This is a genomic window from Siminovitchia terrae, from assembly GCF_003605405.2.
Taxonomy (GTDB): Bacteria; Bacillota; Bacilli; order Bacillales; family Bacillaceae_C; genus Siminovitchia; species Siminovitchia terrae.
In genome coordinates this window covers 15,307-38,633 of record NZ_QYTW02000011.1, presented here as the reverse complement: position 1 = coordinate 38,633, position 23,327 = coordinate 15,307, and the positions used below count along the sequence as shown (strand labels likewise).

Annotated in this window: 22 protein-coding genes and 1 tRNA gene; 17 read left to right on the top strand and 6 right to left on the bottom strand. The window is 39.9% G+C overall.

All coding sequences use genetic code 11. The features are described from left to right. Window positions 1-44: 44 nt before the first annotated feature. The 4 genes from D5F11_RS12270 (at window position 45) to D5F11_RS12255 (ending at window position 2,400) form a co-directional block, all read left to right on the top strand. Window positions 45-851: a TrmB family transcriptional regulator gene (locus D5F11_RS12270; RefSeq protein WP_120116733.1), complete on the top strand. Its 807-nt coding sequence runs from the start codon at window positions 45-47 to the stop codon at window positions 849-851. A 17-nt stretch (window positions 852-868) separates the two neighbouring features. Next, window positions 869-1,483, top strand: a complete 615-nt coding sequence (locus tag D5F11_RS12265) for a LysE family translocator (protein WP_120116734.1) — start codon at window positions 869-871, stop codon at window positions 1,481-1,483. A 125-nt stretch (window positions 1,484-1,608) separates the two neighbouring features. Then, entirely contained in the window at window positions 1,609-2,004 is a 396-nt protein-coding gene (locus tag D5F11_RS12260) for a VOC family protein (RefSeq protein WP_120116735.1), read from the top strand. Window positions 2,005-2,028: 24 nt separating this feature from the next. After that, a complete protein-coding gene (locus D5F11_RS12255) occupies window positions 2,029-2,400 on the top strand; it encodes an MmcQ/YjbR family DNA-binding protein (protein WP_120116736.1) in 372 nt (123 codons plus the stop codon). A gap of 101 nt (window positions 2,401-2,501) precedes the next feature. Here the strand turns inward: D5F11_RS12255 and D5F11_RS12250 are convergent, their stop codons facing one another. The 3 genes from D5F11_RS12250 to D5F11_RS12240 form a co-directional block, all read right to left on the bottom strand. Beyond that, window positions 2,502-3,365 carry a PhzF family phenazine biosynthesis protein gene (locus D5F11_RS12250; RefSeq protein WP_185830657.1) on the bottom strand — a complete coding sequence of 288 codons (864 nt, stop codon included), beginning with the start codon at window positions 3,363-3,365 and terminating at the stop codon, window positions 2,502-2,504. A gap of 128 nt (window positions 3,366-3,493) precedes the next feature. Then, window positions 3,494-3,793 carry a hypothetical protein gene (locus D5F11_RS12245; protein WP_126646571.1) on the bottom strand — a complete coding sequence of 100 codons (300 nt, stop codon included), beginning with the start codon at window positions 3,791-3,793 and terminating at the stop codon, window positions 3,494-3,496. Window positions 3,794-4,225: 432 nt separating this feature from the next. Further along, window positions 4,226-4,308: transfer RNA gene (locus tag D5F11_RS12240), tRNA-Leu, on the bottom strand. A gap of 195 nt (window positions 4,309-4,503) precedes the next feature. Between D5F11_RS12240 and D5F11_RS12235 the strand changes: the two genes are divergently transcribed. The 6 genes from D5F11_RS12235 (at window position 4,504) to D5F11_RS12220 (ending at window position 8,192) form a co-directional block, all read left to right on the top strand. Beyond that, on the top strand, window positions 4,504-4,875 hold the full coding sequence (locus D5F11_RS12235; protein WP_120116752.1) for a DUF4259 domain-containing protein: 372 nt from the start codon (window positions 4,504-4,506) through the stop codon (window positions 4,873-4,875). Then, complete coding sequence (locus D5F11_RS12230) at window positions 4,872-5,606, top strand: hypothetical protein (protein WP_120116739.1); 735 nt, start codon at window positions 4,872-4,874, stop codon at window positions 5,604-5,606. The genes D5F11_RS12235 and D5F11_RS12230 overlap by 4 nt, the downstream gene beginning before the upstream one ends. A 150-nt stretch (window positions 5,607-5,756) precedes the next feature. Beyond that, a complete protein-coding gene (locus D5F11_RS26395; RefSeq protein WP_185830656.1) occupies window positions 5,757-5,912 on the top strand; it encodes a hypothetical protein in 156 nt (51 codons plus the stop codon). 132 nt (window positions 5,913-6,044) lie between these two features. Next, complete coding sequence (locus D5F11_RS12225) at window positions 6,045-7,535, top strand: peptide MFS transporter (RefSeq protein WP_120116740.1); 1,491 nt, start codon at window positions 6,045-6,047, stop codon at window positions 7,533-7,535. 178 nt (window positions 7,536-7,713) lie between these two features. Continuing rightward, on the top strand, window positions 7,714-7,887 hold the full coding sequence (locus D5F11_RS26390; protein ID WP_185830655.1) for a hypothetical protein: 174 nt from the start codon (window positions 7,714-7,716) through the stop codon (window positions 7,885-7,887). Between the two features lie 8 nt (window positions 7,888-7,895). Next, a complete protein-coding gene (locus D5F11_RS12220) occupies window positions 7,896-8,192 on the top strand; it encodes a hypothetical protein (protein ID WP_126646570.1) in 297 nt (98 codons plus the stop codon). A 611-nt stretch (window positions 8,193-8,803) separates the two neighbouring features. On the opposite strand, the gene D5F11_RS12210 is transcribed toward D5F11_RS12220, so the two are convergent. Next, complete coding sequence (locus D5F11_RS12210) at window positions 8,804-9,541, bottom strand: polysaccharide deacetylase family protein (RefSeq protein ID WP_120116742.1); 738 nt, start codon at window positions 9,539-9,541, stop codon at window positions 8,804-8,806. Window positions 9,542-10,272: 731 nt separating this feature from the next. On the opposite strand from D5F11_RS12210, the gene D5F11_RS12205 reads away from it, so the two are divergent. After that, complete coding sequence (locus D5F11_RS12205) at window positions 10,273-12,726, top strand: PBP1A family penicillin-binding protein (protein WP_120116744.1); 2,454 nt, start codon at window positions 10,273-10,275, stop codon at window positions 12,724-12,726. A 60-nt stretch (window positions 12,727-12,786) separates the two neighbouring features. On the opposite strand, the gene D5F11_RS12200 is transcribed toward D5F11_RS12205, so the two are convergent. Further along, window positions 12,787-13,677, bottom strand: coding sequence for a TetR/AcrR family transcriptional regulator (locus D5F11_RS12200; RefSeq protein WP_120116745.1), 891 nt, complete (start codon window positions 13,675-13,677; stop codon window positions 12,787-12,789). 169 nt (window positions 13,678-13,846) lie between these two features. Here D5F11_RS12200 and D5F11_RS12195 point away from each other — a divergent pair, with 169 nt between their 5' ends. The 3 genes from D5F11_RS12195 (at window position 13,847) to D5F11_RS12185 (ending at window position 17,960) form a co-directional block, all read left to right on the top strand. Then, a complete protein-coding gene (locus tag D5F11_RS12195; protein WP_120116746.1) occupies window positions 13,847-15,346 on the top strand; it encodes an MDR family MFS transporter in 1,500 nt (499 codons plus the stop codon). Between the two features lie 151 nt (window positions 15,347-15,497). After that, complete coding sequence (locus D5F11_RS12190; RefSeq protein WP_280519793.1) at window positions 15,498-17,075, top strand: multicopper oxidase family protein; 1,578 nt, start codon at window positions 15,498-15,500, stop codon at window positions 17,073-17,075. Between the two features lie 72 nt (window positions 17,076-17,147). Next, on the top strand, window positions 17,148-17,960 hold the full coding sequence (locus tag D5F11_RS12185) for a S1C family serine protease (protein WP_120116747.1): 813 nt from the start codon (window positions 17,148-17,150) through the stop codon (window positions 17,958-17,960). A gap of 26 nt (window positions 17,961-17,986) precedes the next feature. Here D5F11_RS12185 and D5F11_RS12180 read toward each other — a convergent pair whose 3' ends face one another. Further along, complete coding sequence (locus D5F11_RS12180; protein ID WP_126646569.1) at window positions 17,987-18,913, bottom strand: hypothetical protein; 927 nt, start codon at window positions 18,911-18,913, stop codon at window positions 17,987-17,989. Between the two features lie 202 nt (window positions 18,914-19,115). On the opposite strand from D5F11_RS12180, the gene D5F11_RS12175 reads away from it, so the two are divergent. The 3 genes from D5F11_RS12175 to D5F11_RS12165 all read left to right on the top strand — a co-directional run bounded on the left by D5F11_RS12175 (window position 19,116) and on the right by D5F11_RS12165 (window position 23,325). After that, window positions 19,116-20,783, top strand: coding sequence for an ABC1 kinase family protein (locus D5F11_RS12175; protein WP_120119449.1), 1,668 nt, complete (start codon window positions 19,116-19,118; stop codon window positions 20,781-20,783). Between the two features lie 204 nt (window positions 20,784-20,987). Continuing rightward, complete coding sequence (locus tag D5F11_RS12170) at window positions 20,988-21,869, top strand: helix-turn-helix domain-containing protein (protein WP_120119448.1); 882 nt, start codon at window positions 20,988-20,990, stop codon at window positions 21,867-21,869. 307 nt (window positions 21,870-22,176) lie between these two features. Next, window positions 22,177-23,325 carry an iron-containing alcohol dehydrogenase gene (locus D5F11_RS12165; protein WP_120119447.1) on the top strand — a complete coding sequence of 383 codons (1,149 nt, stop codon included), beginning with the start codon at window positions 22,177-22,179 and terminating at the stop codon, window positions 23,323-23,325. Window positions 23,326-23,327 lie beyond the last annotated feature (2 nt).

Below are 23,327 nucleotides of genomic sequence, written 5' to 3'. Positions count from 1 at the left end.
ATTATAGTAGTGATACTGATAACAACTAGGGGGAAGTGCTAGAGATGGAGCATTTAATCGGAAGGTTCGAAGAAATTGGCTTTTCAAAAAATGAAGCGAAGACTTACATGGCATTACTAAAGGAGCCGGGGATGAATGGTTACGAAATTAGTAAAAAAAGTGGTGTACCACGGTCCATGGTCTATGCTGTTATCGATAAATTAGTGGCGAAGGGAGCAATCATAGAGTTGCGTACTGAAACGCCAACCTATATCCCACTATCTGTAAAAGAACTGATAGCAAATAGAAGAAGGAAAGCAGAGAATACACTCGATTTTCTTGAGAGAGAATTGCAATCGGTTGAAAAGCCAGCAATGGTAAATGTAATTAAGCATATTGAGGAACGTTCCCAGATCATCGGTGCTATGAAAAAACTGATATTAAACGCAAATAAGGAAATCTGGCTTTCTGCATGGGAGGAAGAACTCGAAGAACTGCGCAGTTCAGCTGAAATACAATGTGAAAAAGGGATTAATATGTACTCGCTGCTATTTACGCATCAAGAGACAGCGTCTTTCGGAAAAGCATTCTATCATCGTCCGGATACATCTTCCATTGAAAAACAGAGAATGGGGCAAAGATTAACGATTGTTATTCAGGATCATCAGGAAGTGTTGATTTCAGGCTTTATTGATGGTCAGACTCCGCAAGCTATCCAAACAACTGATCCAATGCTGGTTATATTGGCAAAAGAATATATCCGGCACGATATGATGATGAAGGTTGTGACTGAAAAATGGGGGAGTGACGAGCTTGATTCACTATGGCGCGGGAACGAATTAATCACCTACATTGTCCATAATATAAAGTAAAGAGATGAGGATATTTTATGTATATGGAAATTTTTCTGATAGGTATTTTGGCGGCTTTGTCGCCGGGGCCTGATTTTGTAGTTGTTATGAAAAATAGTCTGGGGATGGGTAGAAAAAATGGTATGGCTACGGCACTAGGAATTGCCAGTGCACTAATTGTTCATGTTACCTATACCGTTTTGGGCTTTACGATTCTATTGGAAAAATGGCCGGTTGTCTTTAATATGATCAAACTATTTGGAGCTGTCTATTTACTATGGTTGGGATTACAGGGGATCCGTTCGAAAGCCCATTTGAACAAATTGCATGTAGGGCAACTACTTAGTCGGTCTGCAGGGCAGAGTTTTCGTGAAGGTTTTTTATGTAATGTCTTGAATCCTAAGTCGGCTTTATTCTTTCTTAGCGTATTTTCGCAATTTATTGGACATGGCACTCCTGAATGGATGCGTTGGATATATGGCGGCGAAATTATAGTAGCAGTTGGACTTTGGTTTATTCTACTTGCGATACTTATTTCAAATGATTATTTCAGAGACATTTATAGAAAATATATGCATTGGTTTGACCGTGGTCTTGGTGTCCTTTTAATTATTTTTGCAGTAACTATTGGGATAACTGCATTTTCAGGTTAAAGGGCAATGGGGAAAAAAGTGCCCTTCACTATAGAATTGAATTTTTCCCCAAAATAATTATAATAAAATTAAGAATTTGCTGGCATGATAGCTAATGATTCATTTTGAAAAATGGGAGGGAAATGATGGGAAGATTAGTTCATTTTGAAATTCATGTTGATGACATGGAGCGGGCAAAGAAGTTTTATGGTGAGGTATTTGGATGGTCATTTCAAGACTGGAGTGATTATGCAGGAATGCCTTACTTTGGTGCAGTGACGGGTGATGAAAGTGAACCTGGGATCAATGGTGCATTGATGCAGCGGCAGAGTGCTCCGCCGGAAACAAATCAACCTTTAAATGGATTTGCTTGTACAATGGGAGTGGAACATTACGATTTAACGGAAGCAAAAATTATTGAGTATGGCGGCAAGGTCGCTATGCCCAAATATGCTCTTCCCGGAATGGCATGGCAGGGATACTATATGGATACCGAAGGAAATGTTTTTGGAATTCATCAACCTGATGAAAATGCAAAATGAAACTCTTAATAGGTGAATAAAAATATGAAATCCTTAGATACGGCAGGAATACTTGAAAATTTGCGCAATACCTGTCTTGCACTGCCTGAAGCTGTTGAGCATATCGACGGTTTTGGTCACAATACATTTAAAATCAATGGAAAATCATTTGTGATTTCAGGTGAAAACAAGAACGGATTCGGTATATCCTTCAAGTCAGATCGGGAAACCCAAGCATTATTGCTGCAGAAAGAGAAATTTTTTAAAACGCCGTATATTGGGCGGCATGGCTGGGTGTCTATCCAAAATCCAGTTGAGGAAGACTGGATTGACTTGATAGATCTTATTCAAGAAGCCTATTTACGCGCGGCACCGAAGCGTTTGGTGAAACAATGGATGGAGTTGCAAAATAAGTAAAGAAAGGCCAAATCTTTTGCCTTTCTTTGCTTATATTAGTTTACAGACTTGGTGGACTCCACTGGCATTTCTACTGTTTGACACGTATATCTAAAAGATCATTATAACCATTTGCCTTCTGCTATAACAAAAATACTGCCCCCTACTTGTATTAGAAAGTTGTCATCGTTCTTTTTAGCTTTTATTTTCAATAGTGATGGTCTTCCAATGGAATAACCTTGTTCAACACTATAGCTGATGTTATTTTTATTAAAAAAGTTATGCTTTAATAAGTAACCAGCTAAGTTTCCATTGGCACTGCCAGTTGCAGGGTCTTCTAAGTGACCGGAAGTAAACATAAAAACTCTTGCGTGCAGGTCGTTTTCAGGATGTATCGTTTCTTCTGTAAAAACGAAAAGGTTAGCATCTCCGATTTTTTCTAACATTTCATCATATACTTGATGATTTACTTTACATCTATTCACCGCATCCAAGGTCTTCAGATTCACAATAATGCTCGGTAAACCTGTTGAAACTACTTGAACTGGATAGTCGTTATTTATATCCTCTATATCAATTTGTAAAGATTTGGCAATTGTTTCAACATCAATTTCAGTGCCAAAAACAGGTTGATTTTGTGTCATCCAGGCATATTGATTTTCAAATACTACAGGAACTTGTCCCACTTTAAGATTTAGTTTAATCTCAGCAGCTTTATGATCTTCAAACAATTGTTGAATGATAAATGCAGTTCCAATTGTAGGATGCCCTGCAAACGGTATTTCTGAGTCGGGGGTAAAGATTTTTACATCATACCCACCGTTCTCTTGCAATCCAGACATGATGAAAGTCGTCTCCGAAAAATTGGTTTCTTTTGCAATCGCCTGCATCTCTTCTTGCTCTATATTTTCATCAGGGAGACAAACGGCTAATTGGTTTCCTTCATATTTGTTTTTTGCAAATACATCCACAATATAAAATTTCATCTTCATCTGCTCCTTTTTGAATAATCATAACAGTTATATTCAAGTTTTGATATCTTAATATTCTGAGAAAATGTAGGCGTTTTTGATGTACAAAAAAAGCCCACCGCTATAGTAAGGCTTTTGGAACTCTAAAAAAATTTCTCAATTTCTTCTATGATTATCTTTAAGTTCTTGTCATTTTGAAAATGGCTTGCATTGTTTAAGGTGACGGTTTTAGATAATGAAAGGAAAATGTTCCTTGCCCTTGGTACTACTTTTTTAGCGGGGAAAAACACATCGTTCTCAGCCGCAAAGAGTAGAGTGGGAGCTTTGTAGTTTTCCATCTCTTCCTTGGTGGCATAACTTGGGAATGTGGTCTCTAGTTTAACATAATCATAAACATACTTTATTTGCAGAAGCAGCTCAGGATCTATTTCTGTATCAAACATTCCTTGGCAAGCTTTGTATAAGTTTTTGTCACTGGGGAACATTTTATAAATGGCAAGCGGTAAAGAGGTTCCAATTGAATAGGGAACATAAGTAGCGCCCAACCATTTAATTAAATGTATCTTATTAAGGATATTTCCCTTACAGTGTCTGGAAAAAATCTTTTTCAGTCAGATCTATTAATTTCTTGTTGAGGCCCAATTTCGTTTGCTCATGGAAAATATCATAGCAATATTTGATTGGCGGCACTCTAACACACTTTAGTCTTCTCCCTTTGATGAATTCTTGGCTAGCCTCATCATCAATTTTGGCAGAGTGATTTATGATTTTTTCTTAAGAAGCAAATCTCATCTTTTCAAAAAAATCTATCAACATTTTAAACAACAAAAAAGGCTTCTAGCATTGTAGAAGCCTTGAAATGATAGAATTAATGATGCCGTGAGTGGGAGTCGAACCCACACGCCCTCTCGGACACTAGAACCTGAATCTAGCGCGTCTGCCTTTCCGCCACCACGGCTAAAAACCAACTTCATTATTATAACATATTTTCTTAAAAACAAAATAAATTTTTAAAACGATTTGAGATAAGAATAGAATATTATAGTATTATTGGTACATGTTTACGGTTATTTAGAAATGAGGAATCATAAGCATGAACGCTTCTGAAGGGGGAGCGCCCTTGATTCAAAATAAACACTTGGGAGTGGGGAATATGGGAACCTGGGGAACAGGGATATTTGATGATGATACTACGTGTGATGTAAGAGATGATTTTCTTGATTATTTGGATGAAGGACAATCTGCCGAAGAAGCAGGCCGCGCTATCTTGGAAGGCTATTTGGATGAGTTTAATATTGAGGACGATTTAGAGGTAATGTCTCTGGTGTTCATTGGGCTTGCAGCTGTTCAATTGGATAAAAATTGCCTTCAAGAGCATATCCGTACTCAAGCAATTGATCTGATTAATAGAGGTGCTGACCTTGAATTATGGGAAGAAGCAGATGATGCTGAAGGGTATGAAGAACGGAAAAAAATCTTAAATGAACTGAAGCAAAAGCTAATAACCTTCAAGCTGAAAAAATGACTTTGGTTATTTCCCTTTTAATTACACTCTTTATCGGAGCCATTGTGTTATTCATCTATGGCCGCGAGGATATTGGGTGGCTCAAGGTTCCCTTGCCTATTTTGTTGACAGGGGACTTTTTGCTTTTGCTTGCAAAGTTTTCGACAGGTGATCCTTTCCTAGCCATGCTGCTTTCTTTCTTGATAATGGTGATGCTTATATTTCCTGTATCTTGGCTGCTCATTATTTTTATTAAAAGTATGAAAGAAAAAGTCAGCAATAGAAAGCTGCTTGCCATCGCATTTTCCCTTGTGATAACTTTCAGTCTATTTTTCATTCCTGCAATAAAAAAAGAAAATCAATTCGAACCCTATAGAAATGATTTCTATGCTGTGGCTAATGCTATTTTCGAAGCTTACGATGAGGGAAAAGTATCTATTGGAAATCAGTACCATTCACCGTCATACAGCACAAATGATCTGGAGGAACTTGAATCACTTTTCCCAGGAAATATTATCCAAACAATGGATAGGTTAAACAAGTCGGCTGGTGTCCACACTTATATTGTTGCAGATAAAGATGTCATCTATTTTAGCTATGGGGCTGTTTTCCAGTCCATCAGCGGAATTGCTATCTGCCGTAATGATAAAGATCCATCTTCAGATGAAACATTGAGATCCAGATTTTTTGATGGAGCGATACAATACGAGGACCTAGGAAAGGGAGCTTATCTTTTTAGTGACGGATTATAGGATCATTTTTTGCTGTATTGTAATGAAGGAAGACGATTAGTTAAGGATAAATAAGAAGGAGTTAAAGTAAAGAACGCCATATCCTTAATAACGAACAATCCCAAGGCTGCTTTTAGGCCTTGGGACTTTTTGATGTAAAGGAAAAAGTGATTGGATTATGTTAACTTCATTCAGCAGAAGTCTCCCACTTTTGTAAGTGGTGAGATGAATGCATATTGTTATTCCATTCAGTTGGGGTTCAAACCCCAGCTGAATAAAATCTGGGCGCAAATACGCCAAGGCGCATTTGATTGTAGAAAGAATTAGGGTAATTGACAAAAGATAGAGAAATAAAGGTATATTGATTTTCTGAAATAGCTTTATTTACCTTGTAAACGTTATCATATATGATATACTTATTTGGTATTATTATTCACATAAAATGTTGGAGGGAGTAGAATGTCTGCTATAGACAAGGAAAAAATCGTATCTAGTGTTCCCCAAAAAGGATTTTTCGGACACCCTAGAGGTCTTTTTACTCTTTTCTTTACGGAGTTTTGGGAGCGCTTTTCGTATTATGGGATGAGGGCCATTCTCGTTTTTTATATGTATTATGAAGTATCAAAAGGTGGTTTGGGGCTTGATGAGCAAACGGCTCTTTCGATTATGTCTATCTATGGTTCACTCGTTTATATGTCGGGGGTTATCGGAGGTTGGTTAGCTGACCGGGTTTTCGGTACTTCGAAATCTGTCTTTTATGGCGGGGTATTGATCATGTTGGGCCATATTGCCCTGGCTTTGCCAGGAGGCTTGACAGCTTTCTTTGTTTCCATGGTTCTAATTGTAATTGGGACGGGGTTGCTTAAGCCGAATGTCTCCTCAATGGTTGGCGATATGTATGCTGAACAAGATGATCGCCGTGATGCGGGATTCAGTATTTTTTACATGGGTATAAATTTGGGAGGGTTTCTCTCACCGTTGATTGTTGGATCTGTCATGGGATATAGCTTTCACTTGGGATTTGGCTTCGCTGCGATTGGAATGTTCTTTGGACTTATAATGTTTCTCATTACAAAGAAGAAAAACTTGGGACTTGCAGGTACTTACGTTGCCAATCCTTTATCTCCTGCTGAGAAGAAAAAGGTCTATCTCGTGATGGCAGGAGCCGTGGTTTTACTGGGAATTATTTTAGCTGTCACAATTCCAACAGGATTGCTTACGATCAAGTTATTTATTGCTCTTGTGGGGATTTTGGGTTTCCTTATTCCAACTATTTACTTTATTGTGATGTATCGGAGTCCAAAAACAACTGAGGTGGAGCGCTCCCGCGTTCTTGCCTATATTCCGTTATTTCTTGCATCCGTCATGTTTTGGTCCATTCAAGAACAGGGTTCAACCATTCTTGCTAACTTTGCGGATAAGCGGACACAATTGGACATCGCGGGGATTCATCTATCTCCTGCATGGTTTCAATCATTGAATCCGTTATTTATTATTCTGTTGGCACCGGTATTTGCCTGGTTATGGGTGAGATTAGGAAAACGTCAGCCCTCCATTCCACAAAAGTTTTCTTTGGGGTTATTATTTGCCGGCCTTTCTTTTCTCCTCATTTTAATACCAGCATACTTGGGTGGAACAAATTCGTTAGTGCATCCAATCTGGCTCGTGCTTAGTTATTTGGTTGTTGTGATCGGTGAATTATGCTTATCACCTGTTGGATTATCTGCAACTACGAAATTGGCTCCTGCTGCATTCTCAGCTCAAACAATGAGCCTATGGTTTCTTTCCAATGCAGCTGCCCAAGGCTTGAACGCACAGATTGTAAAATTTTATCGCCCTGAAACGGAAATGTTATATTTTGGAATCATTGGTTTGAGTGCTATATTGCTGGGGATCATTCTATTCTTTGTTACTCCTTTGATTCAAAGACAGATGAAAGGTGTGCGTTAAAGGTCTCTCTTTTGAAAAGAACTCCTTTCAAAAGAGTCAGCTTGTAGAGAAAATAGGTGTTTTTCTCTACGAGCTTTTTTATTTTGCATAGATTTTTAAGGGATTCTTGGTATTTGGATTATCAAGTGGAAAACCTCGACGCTCAAATAATAGTTCTTAAATGTGAAGGAGATAAAGAATGATGAGTTACGCAGACATTAAAACAAAGACCGTTGAAGAAGTTATTTCGGAAGAACATTTTTATACTCTAAAGGAATCTTTACTTCAGTCATATCTATTTATAGATGAACCTAGCAAACAAGTGGTCAAGGAACTTTTACCTTCATTCAGCAGAAGTCTCCCACTTCTGTAAGTGGTGAGATGAAAGCATATTGGTATTCCATTCAGTGGGGGTTCAAACCCTGGCCGAATAAAGTTAAAGCCTCCGCGGATGCCATAGATTTTATCGAGTGGAGCTCGATAAAATCTGTGCGCAAATACGCCAAGGCGCATTTGTTTTACGCTTTTATCATCAAAGAAGAAGAACTTATTGAACGTTCTTCTTCTTTCCATAAACATAAATCTGAAAGAGTAATACTACCATCAGCAATTGAAACGGCTGAACAATGGATGGAAAAGTCGAATATAAAAAAGATATACCCTCACTACTTGAATTGACGCATACGAATGTCAAAATTTTTGGACCAAAAGGTTCGTTTATTGGAAGCCAACATTTAGCTGATTGGTTGGAACGAGCGAGGCTTCATTTAGAAAAGCTTACTCGTTTTGCTAAGGAGCATCATATTGTTCTTGAACAAGATGGTACATGGTATGAAGAAAATGGTGATGTTAGAGGACAAGCCACAGTCTATACTTTTATGAAAAACCGAAGGAAAAGTAGCCTTGATTGCGCGGTATGATAATAAAGAGGACGCCTTTCAAACCAGTGGATTAAATGAAGAAAATAAAATTAATTAACAAAACAACCTATGTAGCGAAGTTTTTTATGGTGAATCAAAAGACTGTTATTTTGAAGATCTGATTAAGTCAATGAAATTCAACTATTTTACAAGCGCCCTGAATCGTTTATTATACAATGAATCATATTGTTAGTCGTTATGAATGAGGTGTGAAGAACTATCGTGCTGACTTTTCCACTCTGATAAAGGCTATGGAAGAGGGGAACTTTCTAACCATCTCTCCACACCTTTTCTGAATGCCGCCTTTCTTCATTGTTAGTACACTAAAGACTCCTCAAGGTATATAACCGGAGGAGTCTCTTAACTCTATTACGGAATATCAAGCAAATCTGGGATGGTCACCATTTTAAATCCTTTTTTTCGCAAATCATCGATTACCATCGACAATGCTTCCACAGTTCCCGATAAATCCCCTCCTTCTCCGGTTCCAGAATGAAGTAAAACAATGGATCCAGGATTCACACCAGAGAGAATATTGTTGACAATCTCTTCAGACTTTAATCCTTTCCAATCAAGGGAGTCAACGTCCCATTCCACGACGACTCTTTTGTATTTTGTCAGCCACTCTATCTGTTTATCATTGATTTCTCCATAAGGAGGCCTCACGATCGTGGGGACGGAGCCTGTCAAAGAGGAGATTAATTTGTCGGTTCTGTTAATTTGCCTTTTGAAATCTGCTTCTTTCATTTGTAGGAAGTTAGGGTGATTATACGAGTGATTTCCTACTGCATGGCCTTCTTGCACAATTCGTTTTGCGATGTCAGGATACTTTTCAATTCGATGCCCCACAAGAAAAAAGGTGGCTTTTACTTTTTTCTCCTTAAGGATATCCAAAATCTTAGGGGTAAAAATATCATCCGGTGCATCATCGAAAGTTAAAGCAATTTCGCGCTTTGTTGAAGGGCCTTTCATGATCAATGCTCTCTCGGATTTATTTTTCATGTTGAATATAGGCTGTTCCAAAGCCAGGGCTTTCTCTTGAAAAGGGCAGTAAAGAAAGTTGATGGATATCAAAAACATACAGGCTAATAGCCAAACATATCTCATTTGGAATTCTTCATCCTTTTCTTAAGAAGGTTTATATGGGTAGAATTTGTAAAACAGCGGGGATTATACATGTCTGAGAAATTGTGTTAGATTGGAGGGAGATTAATGATGATTTTGTTTATCCAACTGATTCAAAAGGAACAGCACTGAACAGGGTTACAGGAGGGTCACCAGAAGTTATCTTCGTTTTGAAGCCTTTTGGATACAGATATTTACTACTCTGATCTCGTGAAAATTCATTCTTGAAATCAGGGTTTTTATATGCTTTTTTATCTCTTTTTTCACTCAGGGAAGATTTAACTTCATTCAGCAGAAATCTCCCACTTCTGTAAGTGGTAGGATGAATGCATGTTGGTATTCCATTCAGCGGTGGTTCAATCCCCGGCTGAATAAAGTTTAAGCCTTTGGCGGATGCCGCAGATTTTCAGAGGAAATTTATCGATCGGAGCTCGATAAAATCTGGGTGCAAATACGCCAAGGCGCATTTGATTGGAGCACTGTTTCGAAAAAAGTTGAAAAATATCTCGAAAAATACCCCTTAATCCGACAAGAATTTCATCTGAAAGTGAGTAAAATAGGGATTCGCGAGGAGTTTCTGTACAGATAAGGATGTTATACTTTTGTTCTATTCGCAATCGCTTTTTCAAAATCCTTTTTCTTTTAGAGGTTTGACAAAATGATTTTCGGGTATTCATTCATTGTTATGATTACATATTAGGGGGAATGTGGTCATGGGGGAGAGTCATCCTAGCCGAAGACAATATAAAGAAGAGAAAGGAAAACAACCAAAAGTAAAAGGGAAATTCCGAAGCCTGGCCATTCGTACCATGTTGGTATTCTTCATTTGCGCGACTTTGATTACCGGGGGCTTTGCCTACACTGCTTTTGCATATGTAAAGGAAGCGCCCAAATTAAATCCCGAACAGCTAAATTCGCCATTGTCGTCCACTATCTACGATATGAATAATAAAAAGATTATGGATGTGGCCGGAGAGGAGTACCGAAAAAAGGCTTCCTTGGATCAAGTGCCAAAAAGCGTACAGAATGCATTTGTATCTGTCGAAGATGTGCGGTTCTGGGAGCACCATGGCATTGATTTCAAGCGGATAGCCGGCGCAGCGCTTGCAAATATTAAAGAAGGATTTGGGGTTGAGGGAGGCAGCACGATCACACAGCAGCTCGTAAAAATGTCTTTTTTATCCCCGGAAAAAACCCTTGAGAGGAAAGTGCAGGAAGCCTATCTCGCTTTAAAATTAGAAAAAAAATATACAAAAGAAGAAATATTGGAGATGTATTTGAATAAGGTATATTTCGGTCAAGGTGCATACGGTGTTGCAACTGCAGCAGATGTGTATTTCGGAAAGTCCGTTAAGGATTTAAATATAAGCGAGGCAGCGCTGCTGGCGGGATTGCCCCAAAGACCGAGTGGGTATAATCCTTACGAACATCCAAAGCTTGCTGAGGATAGGAGGAATCTCGTTCTTTCTTTAATGAAAGAGCATGAATTCATTACGGAAAAGGAAAAAAAGGAAGCGCAATCGATTCCAGTAAAAGATATGCTTAAGAAACAAAGAAAGAAAAATACATATAACAGCTTCACGGACAGGGTTATAGAGGAGTTGAAGGAAAAAGGGATTAAGGAGGACCAGCTTTATACAGAGGGTCTCAAAATTTATACAACATTTGATCCAAAGGCCCAGAAGATAACCGATAAAGTATTAAAGACAGATGATTATATTGCTTATCCTGATGATCAGTTCAGAGCGGGGGTTGTACTTTTAGATACAAAGACAGGGGAAGTACGGGCAATTGGTGGCAGCCGTGAGTCAAATACAGAGGTTCAAAGAGGTTTCAACTATGCTACTCAAATGAAACGGCAGCCCGGTTCGACAGCAAAACCGATTATGGCCTATGGACCCGTAATAGAAAATCTGAAATGGTCCACATATGAACAAATAAAAGATGAAGAAATTGAATTGAATGGCAAGGTCTTTAAAAACTGGGATAACCAGTTCCATGGTAATGTCTCTATGAGAACCGCCTTGCAATGGTCGTACAATATTCCTGCCATCAAAGCAATGCAGGAGGCAGGTGCTGAAGAAGCCAAGGAATTTGCCGGAAAGCTTGGCATTCACTTGGATGAAGTATTTCCGTCTTACGCCATTGGCGGATTTGAATATGGTGTATCTCCGCTTGAGCTTGCTGGAGCTTATTCGGCATTTGGGAATGAAGGAGTGTTTAATGAGCCGCATACCGTTCGTAAGATTGTGTATATGGATGGCAAGGAAAAGAATCTTCAGCCAAAATCAGTTCAGGCGATGAGTGATTATACAGCTTATATGATCACAGATATGCTTAAGACAGTTGTTACAGAAGGTACTGGGGATATGGCAAATATACCTGGACTTCCTTTAGCAGGTAAAACAGGAACAAACGAATTGCCGGATGACATCTATGGATACGGCGTAACGGATGCCTGGTTTGCGGGATATACGACCCAATATACCGCAGCTGTATGGACAGGGTACGATAAGATTGGGCAGGATAGCTTTGTGCGTATGGAAGACTCCCACAATGCCAAATTGATTTTCAAGCATATTATGTCAGAGGTTTCTGAAGGGATTGAAACACCGGATTTTACCATGCCGTCATCCGTTGAAAAAGTGACAATTGGAAATCGGATGGAACTGTTTATAAAAGGAACTGTACCGGAAAGAAAGCCCGTCATCATTAATAAGCCGCCGGCAAAGAAGAATGAAGTGGAAAGCAAGCCAGAGGTTACTGAGGAGGAAGAAGTGGTTGATGAGGATACTGAAGAAGAAGAGGAAGAAGAGGAAGAAGTAGAGGAGCAGGAAAAGAAAGAGGAAGACGAGAATTCAAAGGAGCAGGAAAAAAAGCCTGAACAGAATGTAGAAAAGGAAGAGCCTGATAACAGTAAGACGAAAAATCCGGAAGAAGAAAATCCAAACCATGAAAATACTCAGCCTCCTGAAGGAAACAAAGATCAAGATGGGGGCAATAATGGTCATTCTGATGGGGATAAAGGGGAAAAAGATAAAGAAAATCCGGGAAATAAGGATACTCCACCGAAAGGAGAAGAAGGAGCTACTGGCTCCGACCCAAATAAAGGTAAACCATCGGGGCAGAGTCCACCCCCGAATAGAGAAGACGAAAATAAGAAATAAAGAATTTCGGTAGCTCAGAAACCAGACCTATCAAACACCCCCAATGAACCAAGCTTTCGTTCATTGGGGGTGTTTTTGTAATGCACTCATGAAGTTGGATATAGAAAATGCCAATTCTTTTGCCTCTATTTCCAAAGGGGTGTTCGTAAACGATCCTCCGAAAGCTTGGAGTACAGTTTCTATTAAATGAACTCTGGGTTGGTCGGATTGAATTTCATCCATCAAAAAATCAACATATTGTTTTCCTTTTTGCTCTTCTTCAAGTGAGTCTGAAAAAAAAGATAATCTTTCAAGTATTTTTTCCTTTGTACAAAAGTCATCATATGAAACTTCGTTATCAGGCAAATAAATACGGTCCCCCAGCAGTTTATCTTTCGTTTGAATCATATTGAGAATAATGGAATCTGTTCTGCAAAGGATAAAGTTAATTAGCTTGAATAGGTTGATCTCCTCTTTCAAGGAAGAAACCCAAACATTTATGAAATGCTTGAACATGCCTACTACCATGATGGCACCATCCAATGCATACGGCTCTGCTTCTCGTCCATACAGATCAACGAGTCTTCGGGAAAGCCAAGTCAGCTCCACCATATGGTGTTTCTTAATAAAGTCCCTTAATTCAGGGTCTTTGGAGTGAAATATCGCCTCGAAAAGAGGAACCAATTGATGTTCGCGATTGATTTCCATCCGAACTGCAATTTGTTTGGCGAAAATCTCCCTGTCTGCTGGGTCTTTTCCTATCATTAGTTCTTTTCTTCTCGCATCCGTAATTTCTTGTGCGTGACTTAGGATTGTCATGAGACACTCATTTTTTGATGAAAAATAATTATAAAATGTTCCCTTGGAAATATGGGATTCATTTAATATATCCTGTACAGAAGTAGCAGCGAAGCCTTTTTTGATAAAAAGCCGCTGAGCAATTAATAAAACTCGATGTTTCCGCTCATTCATTCAATCACCTTTAGACATTTAGTATACTTTTATAGTAGCGGTTATTTCTATATTTATCAATGGTTTGAAGAATATAGGAATTTTTTTATTGCAAAAATTGAACGCAGAGTATAAAATGTGAAAAGTGAATTATGAATGAGCGATTTCAAGGTGAAAGAAGGGGAACAAAATGGATATGGAAACACTGCATAAGAAACCGCCGTATGGCATCATTGCTATCCTGTTTTTTGGCGCGTTTGTAGCTTTTTTGAACAATACATTGCTGAACGTGGCGCTCCCGACCATTATGGCTGAATTTGAGGTGAAGCCGGCTGTTGTTCAGTGGCTTACGAATGGATATATGCTTGTTAATGGGATTTTGATTCCGGCAAGTGCATTTTTTATTCAGAAGTTTACTAACCGGAGATTGTTTTTGACGGCCATGTCGTTGTTTACATTAGGAACTGCACTTGCTGCATATGCTCCCCATTTTGGTGTCCTTGTAGCAGGAAGAATGATCCAGGCTTCTGGAGCCGGAATCATGATGCCGCTTTTGATGAATGTGATGCTTGCTGCATTTCCTGTTGAGCGGAGAGGAGCTGCGATGGGGATGTTCGGACTTGTGATCATGGCTGCCCCGGCCATAGGGCCAACACTTTCGGGCTGGATCGTTGAGCATTACAACTGGAGAACACTTTTTGAAATTATCCTCCCGTTTGCTGCGCTGGCTTTGATTCTTGGATTTTTTAAATTGAAAAACATTACTCCAAATCGCGATATTAAAGTGGATGTCTTTTCACTTATTTTGTCAACCATTGGCTTTGGCGCTCTCCTGTATGGGTTCAGTACAGCTGGAGATAAGGGCTGGGGCGCTCTGGAAGTGTATGGAACAATCATCATTGGGGTAGTGGCGATTGTCATCTTCATACTTCGCCAGCTTCGAATGAAAGATCCAATGTTGGAGTTTAGGATTTATAAATACCCGATGTTCGCTTTGTCTTCTGTCATTATGGTTGTGGTTTCTGCCTCCATGTTTTCTGGAATGATTTTAACCCCAATCTATGTTCAGACAGTAAGGGGAATTTCACCGTTCCATGCGGGGCTATTGATGCTTCCTGGTGCCATCTTGATGGCGATCATGTCGCCGATTACAGGAAGATTGTTCGACAAATATGGAGCAAGGGTCCTGGCAACAATCGGTCTTACGATTACAGTGGTGACAACTTATCTTTTCCATCTGCTTGATGTAGACACTGGATTTTATCATATTATGCTCCTCTATACGGTTCGTATGATGGGAATGTCGCTTGTTATGATGCCTGTTATGACGAATGGATTGAACCAACTTCCGATGTCTGCCAACCCTCATGGAACTGCTATGAATAACACTTTGCAGCAAATATCCGGAGCAATTGGAACTGCGGTCCTTGTTACGGTAATGAATAATAAATTGGAAACAAAAGGTACTGAGCTTGCTGAGGCAGCTGCAGCAGCCGGCAAGTCACTGCAAGACCCGGTTGTAATGAAAGAACTAGCGCAGCAGGCAACACTTGGTGGAATTACTTACGCATTTCTTGTTTCAACTTTTATTGCAGCAGTAGCTCTCATTTTGGCCTTGTTCATGAAGCGCGTCACTCCGCCCAAGGCTGAGAGGGCAGGTGCTAAAGAGTTAAAAGCTCAAACGGAATAAAATATTGTTTTACACCATAAGGGATGGATTTGAGCCTAGCTCACCATCCCTTATTTTTTTGCCTCGGTGTAGAGAATGAAAAGTGCCTTGCTTCTCCACATCTGTCCCGTACATCAACGATTTACTCACATACAATAAAGGAGATTATAGGTTGGGAAGTGAAAAAATGTATACTAAACATAAAATCGGAAAGAAGGTTGATCCGTCCAATCCAGATACCGTCCCGAAGTTCGTAGATGAGCTTCCAATTCCTTCGGTTGCCAAGCCAAGAGAAGTCGTGAAAGGAAGTCCGTATTATGAAATTGCGATGAAACAAATTCAGCACCAGTATCATTCATTTTTTCCTCTGACAACGGTCTGGGGATATGACGGACTGCAGCCTGGTCCAACGATAAAAGTCCGGAAAAATGAAAAGATCTATGTGCGGTGGAAAAATAAACTGCCAAGAAAACATCTTTTGCCAATTGACCGAACGCTACATGAATCAGCCGGTCCCCCTGATGTTCGGACCGTTGTCCATTTGCATGGTGCGAATGTCGCCTGGGAAAGCGATGGTCATCCTGAGGCTTGGTTTTCAAGAGATTTTGCTGAAACGGGATCGACCTTCAAGCGCCAAGTATATGAATATACAAACAGGCAAATGGGAGCAACTCTCTGGTATCACGATCATGCGATTGGTATTACAAGATTGAATGTATACGCTGGTTTAGCAGGCTTTTATCTGATTGAGGATCCGGTGGAAAAGCACTTGAAATTACCCAGAGGCGATTATGATATTCCTTTAATGATTCAGGATCGATCGTTTCGTTCTGACGGTTCGCTGCAATACCCTGAAAACACCACTCCTCCAGCACCAGTAAATCCTTCTGTCCAACCGTTTTTTGCCGGAAATACGATAGCGGTTAATGGGAAAATCTGGCCCAAGTTAACAGTCGAACCTCGCAAATACCGTTTTCGGATATTAAACGCATCTAATACAACCGCCTATACATTAAGATTGGGAGATGAGAGGGTTTTCTATCAAATCGCGACAGATGGAGGATTGATGGAAAGACCTGTCGAGCTAACAGACCTTCCTTTAGAACCTGCCGAGCGTTCAGAATTGATCATTGATTTCTCAAAGCATAAAGGAAAGAAAATGATATTGCAAAATACAAATGATGACGGGAATATGGGGGTGATTATGCGTTTTGATGTGCTTCTTCCTTTAAAAGGAATGGACTCAGGCGAAATACCGCGCAAGCTTATTTCGGATGAGGAAATATTGGATGAAAAACAGGCTGATAAAACCAGACTATTGAAGCTTGATGCAATCGAAGATGAATATAAAAGACCAGTGCTGTTGCTGGATGACCGAATGTGGCATGATCCTGTCACAGAGAAGCCCGTTATTGGCGATACGGAGGTTTGGAAGTTTGTTAACGTCACAAATTTTGCTCATCCTATGCATGTCCATTTGATTCAATTTAAAATTTTGCATAGGACACCTTTTGACTTGGAGCGCTTTAACCAGGATGGCCATATTCAATATACAGGTCCCCCGATTAAACCTGAAATACATGAGAGGGGATGGAAAGACACAGTGAAAGCCGAGCCGGGGATGGTTACAAGTGTCATCATGAAATTTACGGAAAATCCCGGTGAATATGTATGGCATTGCCATATACTGGAACATGAAGATTATGATATGATGCGACCGATGAGGGTGGTGGAAAAGGAAAAATCATGATGAGGGCATGTCTCGCGTGCCCTATCCTTGTGCTACAATGAAATGGACAAGTTATATCAGGGTGTGATGGATATGGAGGAGAAAGAGCAGAAATATGACGACAGCGACTTAATTGAAAGAATCGACGAAGAAGAAATGCAGGAGCTTGTCCGTCAAGCCCAGGAAGATGCCTTGTTTAAAGCTGCTCTTGAAAAACAGCCTGAAAAAACATCACGGCGTTTTCCTAGATGGTTGTTTTGGCTGATCTCCAGTGTGTTTTTATTCAGTACCTTTTCCTTTGTTTTTCAAATTTATTCGATACCTGCGATTGAATTCTTGGCAGCATCGGCCCGGCTGTCAACGGATGAAAAGGTTAAAGAACATAAAAAATCAGTTGTTACAATTGCCGCTGGTGAAAGTAAAGGAACGGGGTTTTCCATCTCAAGTGATGGAACAATTTTAACAAATTATCATGTTATTGAAGGCCATGAGCACGTGACGGTGGACTTTCCGGAAGCCGGGGTCTTTCAGGCTGAAGTTGTTGAGACGTATGAAGTAGTCGATTTGGCTCTCCTTAATGTTGATGGAGAAAATTTGCCTTATTTGGAGTTGGCGGAACATCCGGACTTTCCCGTGGATGAGCAGATAATGTTCATCGGGAATCCCCTTTATTTCCACGGCATTGTGAACGAAGGAGTGATTATTGATTCCATCCGTTTACGTGACTGGGATCATGACGTCGTAATGATGAAAGCTCCAGTATATCATGGAAACAGCGGGAGTCCAGTGATTGATGAAAATGGCCAGGTCATAGGAGTGGTTTTTGCGACTATGAAGTATGAGGGATATGGGAAAGTCGGTCTCTTTATACCGATTAGGTTATTTCTTAAACATAAAAAAACTTGAACTGATGGAACTTTAAAGTCTATAGTTCATTTATGTTGCTTTAAAGCGTTCAGTTCAAGCTCTGCATCCGCAACTCTACGATTTACAAAGATAACATTTTCACGCATTGTCCTTATTTCATGTATAAGGATGTTTTCAGCATTTATGTTTTCAATATGATAATCATCAACCTTTTTGATTAATCGGTCCAGCTTACCTTCGACGTTACTCATATTGGTTTCAAGATTAATCATTTTGTCAGAGAGCTTACCTTCGACGTTACTCATATTGGTTTCGAGATTAATCATTTTGTCGGAGAGCCTATCTTCGACGTTATTCATATTGGTTTCGAGACTAATAATCTTGTCAGAGAGCCTATCTTCGACGTTACTCATATTGGTTTCGAGATTAATCATTTTGTCGGAGAGCTTACCTTCGACGTTACTCATATTGGTTTCGAGATTAATCATTTTGTCGGAGAGCTTACCTTCGACGTTATTCATATTGGTTTCGAGACTAATAATCTTGTCAGAGAGTCTATCTTCGACGTTACTCATATTGGTTTCGAGATTAATCATTTTGTCGGAGAGCTTACCTTCGACGTTACTCATATTGGTTTCGAGATTAATCATTTTGTCGGAGAGCTTACCTTCGACGTTATTCATATTGGTTTCGAGATTAATAATCTTGTCAGAGAGTCTATCTTCGACGTTATTCATATTGGTTTCAAGATTAATCATTTTGTCAGATAGTTTATCTTCGACGTCACCAATATTGGTTTCGAGATTAATCATTTTGTCGGAAAGCTTACCTTCAACTTTATTAATACGGGTAGTCAGTCTTTCCCCAAGGGAGGACATTTTGCCTTCAACGGCTTTAAGGTCTTGTTTAGTGGCTGTTTTCTCTTCCAAATTGGAGAATTTTTGATTCAAATTTTGCAGTTCGCTGATAATAAAATCAAGCTTTTGTTCCAATTCAAGTGACTCCTTTCACCCTTGTTTGCCATTTGACATCATTATATTCTATTACGATAGAAATCGGCAACAAGACAAAATTCAATTATGGGGAGTGTTTTTGCTGCTCTAGTTGAATCCATTTCTTTCAATAACATCTGCGTTTTTTATCGTGAAAGAAACCTTTAAAAATTAATTACATAAGCCGCCGGAGGGGATGAAGATGATTAGGAGAAGAATCAAACATACCCAGCGCTATCAGGAAATCACTAATGCTTTTTTAAAAAACGGGCTAAGCCACTTTTTGTTTCGCATGGGTTTGATTGACCGTTCAAAAAAAACGCAAAATTCAGAGGAGAACATACACCTGAAAGACATAGGGATCAGGCTACGCTCTACCTTGCAGGGCTTAGGGCCGACTTTTATTAAGCTTGGCCAGATTGCAAGCTCACGCCGTGATCTGATTCCGGAAGAAATTGCTTCTGAATTGGAAAAGCTACAGGATGATGTTCAGCCTTTTTCCTATGAGGAGGTTCATGAAATTGTAGAGGTCGAGCTTGGAGAGCCGATCGAAAAACTTTTTCAGACTTTTAACCAAGAGCCGCTAGCGACGGCTTCTATTGGTCAGGTTCATGTGGCACAGCTTTTCACAGGAGAGGAAGTAGCTGTAAAAGTCCAGCGGCCAGATATTCGGTCAATTATTGAAACGGACTTGGAGATATTGCACGATTTGGCCAGAGTAGCCGAAAAAAGGGTGGAATGGGCAAGAAGGTACCGTATTCGGGAAATGATTGAAGAGTTTTCCTTTTCTTTGCGCAATGAGCTGGATTACGAAGTGGAGGGCCATAATGGAGAAAGGATTGCGAAGCAATTTGAAAATGTACCAACCATCCATATACCGAAGGTTTATTGGGACTTTATATCAAAGAAAGTCCTGACAATGGAAATGATCAAGGGGATCAAAGTAACGCATATAGATACACTGGATGAAAAAGGCTATGATCGGGAATTGATTGCTGCCCGGCTTGCCGATTCAATGTTCACCCAGATTCTGGAATATGGATTTTTCCATGGTGATCCGCATCCGGGCAATATTTATATTTTACCTGATAATGTGATTGCTTATTTGGATTTTGGAATGGTAGGCCAGTTAAGGGAGGATTTGAAGTATCATTTCTCCTCTCTTTTGATTAACCTGCAGCAAGGGAGTTCTAAGGGAATGATCAAGACATTCTCCGCAATGGATCTTCTTAATGAGCACACGGATGTGACGGAGCTGAAATATGATTTGGATGGTTTGATCACCAAATACTATGACACTTCCTTAAACGAAATCAGTATGGGAGCTGCGCTCACAGATGTATTTGCCATCGCTTATCAGCACCGGGTGAGTATTCCAACTGAAATTGCCATTTTAGGCAAAGCGATTCTTACAATGGAGGAGATCATTAAAAAATTGGATCCCGGTTTCAGTGTGATGAAAGCGGTCGAGCCTTTTGCTGAGAAATTGTTCAAACAAAGATTAAATCCCAAAAATATACTAAGCAGATCGTGGGACGAGTTCCTTGAAAACATTGAAGTCGTCCGGGATTTACCAAAGGATTTAAAGGAAATTGCGACAACAGTCAAAAGAGGCAGATTGCGTTTCGATATCAATGTGAAAGACCTGCAGACATTTCTACAAAGGCTTGATAAAATCAGCAACCGTCTTTCTTTCAGTATCATCCTGCTCTCCTTCAGCATCTTAATGGTCGGCTTGATCATCGGAACCGCCATCGCTGACAAGCAATCACTATTATTTAGGCTCCCTGTCATTGAGATAGGCTCAATTATTGCAACACTCATGTTTTTATTTATGATTTTTTCCATTTTTAGATCCGGAAGGATGTAGCAAAAAGCCCGATTTCGGGTTTTTTTGCGTTTATATGGAATAAGCTGTCCAGAATCCAAGAATCAAAGTCGCTTCCCTCTTGCGATTGGAGATCTGCATGGTTCGTAGGGAGGACAGGCCTTTTTTGCATTTCTTAAAAGATAGCAATTTAAATCAAAAAGTCCCTTTTTCATTTTGTTATCTTATAGTCAAGGAGGCTTGGAGATGAGTTACAGCTCTTATATTCAAGAAACCATACAATATATAGAAAATCATTTATCAGCAGATTTAACTTTGGAGAGCATTGCTCACTTTGCAGGGTTTTCCAAATATCATTATCACCGGGTTTTTCAAAAAGAGGTAGGGGTGTCCATATCAGAATACATACGATATCGAAGGATTGCAAACTCAGCTAATCTGTTGCTTTATACTGATGAAAAGATCATTGATATTGCTCTTTTTTACCGTTTTGAATCGCAAGAATCCTATTCTCGAGCCTTTAAGAAATATTATAACCTGCCCCCTGGACAATACCGCCGATTCATGGGCAAATTGATTATTCAAAAGGAGGAAGTGAAAGTGAAAAACGATCAATTGTTAAAAGGATGGCAAATGAGTGGAAGCCACCCATTTAATTATCAAATGGGTATTGACCGCGAGGTGTTTCATAAAGGGAAGGCATCTGGTTTTTTAAAATCGGTCACTGTTGAAGAACAAGGAGAATTTGCGACAATGATGCAGCAGTTCAAAGCCGATAAATATCTTGGAAAAAGGTTAAAACTCTCTGGTTTTATCAAGACAGAAGCAGTGGAGGGATTTTGCGGATTTTGGATGCGGGTTGATGATCATCTTCATGATGTTCTGCAATTTGACAATATGAGTGATCGTCCCATAAAAGGAGATAATGGGTGGAACCATTACTCCATTGTCTTGGATGTACCCGAAAATAGTGCGGTGATTGCTTTCGGTATACTTCTTTCAGGGAGAGGGAAGGTATGGGCTGACGAAATTACGTTTGAAGAAGTGGATCGCAATACTCCAACAACAAATATAGACTACTCTAGTGATCTTTTGGATGAACCGATCAACTTGTCGTTTGATGAATGAGAGAGGAGTATTGGAACCCGAAATGGAAAATACAAAACAGCGGGTAATATCATTCGTTATAAGTTTGGCTATAGTCATCACCATCACGGCTTTTAAATTTACGGGAGGTACTGTTATTACTTATTTTATAAAAAATACCTTCGGTTGGATTTGGGAAAGTCTGACCGGTTAGCAGATGAAGAAACAAGCAGTCAAATAGGTAACCACTCCTTTTGGACTGCTGTTTTCTTCATATTTTCTTGAAATCTGACAGAAAATTAATGATATAATAGAATAAAAGATTTCCAGGAAGGGGACCGTCCGTTTTATGAAGATTAATAAATTTGTCATGCCAGAGCTTATATTTGGAAACGGTTCCATCAATCTGGTAGGTGAAAGCTGTGCAAGGCTTGGGGCAAGGAAAGTTTTTATCACCACTGATTCAGGAGTACTGTCTTCAGATTGGTTTGAGCAGGTGACGGAAAGCTGTCATAACGCCAAGCTCTCCTATGTAATTTATTCTGATATTACGACGAACCCGAAAGATTATGAGGTAGATAAAGGGGTACAAAAATATTTGCAAGAAGAGTGTGATGCGATTGTCGGTGTAGGAGGTGGCAGCGCTATTGATGTGGCGAAAGCAATCGCTGTACTGGCAACGAACGGTGGAACCATTCAAGAGTATGAGGGCGTCGATAAAATCAATCTGCCCCTGCCTCCGCAGGTGATGGTGGCAACCACTGCCGGATCGGGGTCAGAGGTTTCTCAATTTTCAATTATTACAGATTCAGAGAAAAAGAAGAAGCTGACGATTATCTCGAAATCTCTCGTCCCTGATATTGCAATTGTTGATCCGCAAACTTTGATGACAAAAAGCCCCCATTTGACAGCAACGACGGGATTGGATGTTCTCACTCATGCAATTGAGTCATTTGTCAGTATTGCAGCGACACCTCTGACAGATGTGCAGGCAAAAAGCGCTATTTCACTCGTTGCCAAATATTTGCGGCCATCTGTCGCTTCCCGAATGAATAAAGAGGCAAAGGAAAAGATGGCGATGGCGAGTGTACAGGCAGGTCTGGCTTTCTCAAACGCGATTCTTGGAGCGGTCCATGCCATGAGCCATGCAATTGGCGGCCGATTTCTCCTACCGCATGGGGATGTGAACGCCATTTTACTTCCTCATGTAATGGAATTTAATTATTTGGCCTGTCCTGAAAAGTTTTTACAAATTGCGGAGTTGTTTGGAGAAGAGGTCAGCAGCCGATCTACGATTGATTTAGGGCAAAGGGCGATTGAATATGTTAGAAAGCTTTCGGTGGACATTGGAGCTCCCCAGAGGCTATCCGAAATGGGGTTGTCTGAATCTGATGCAGCTATCATTGGCCAGGTGGCCATTGAAGATGCCTGTATGATTACGAACCCGCGTGATATTACCGCAGCGGACGTTGAACGGCTATTTAAACTCGGACTATAGGA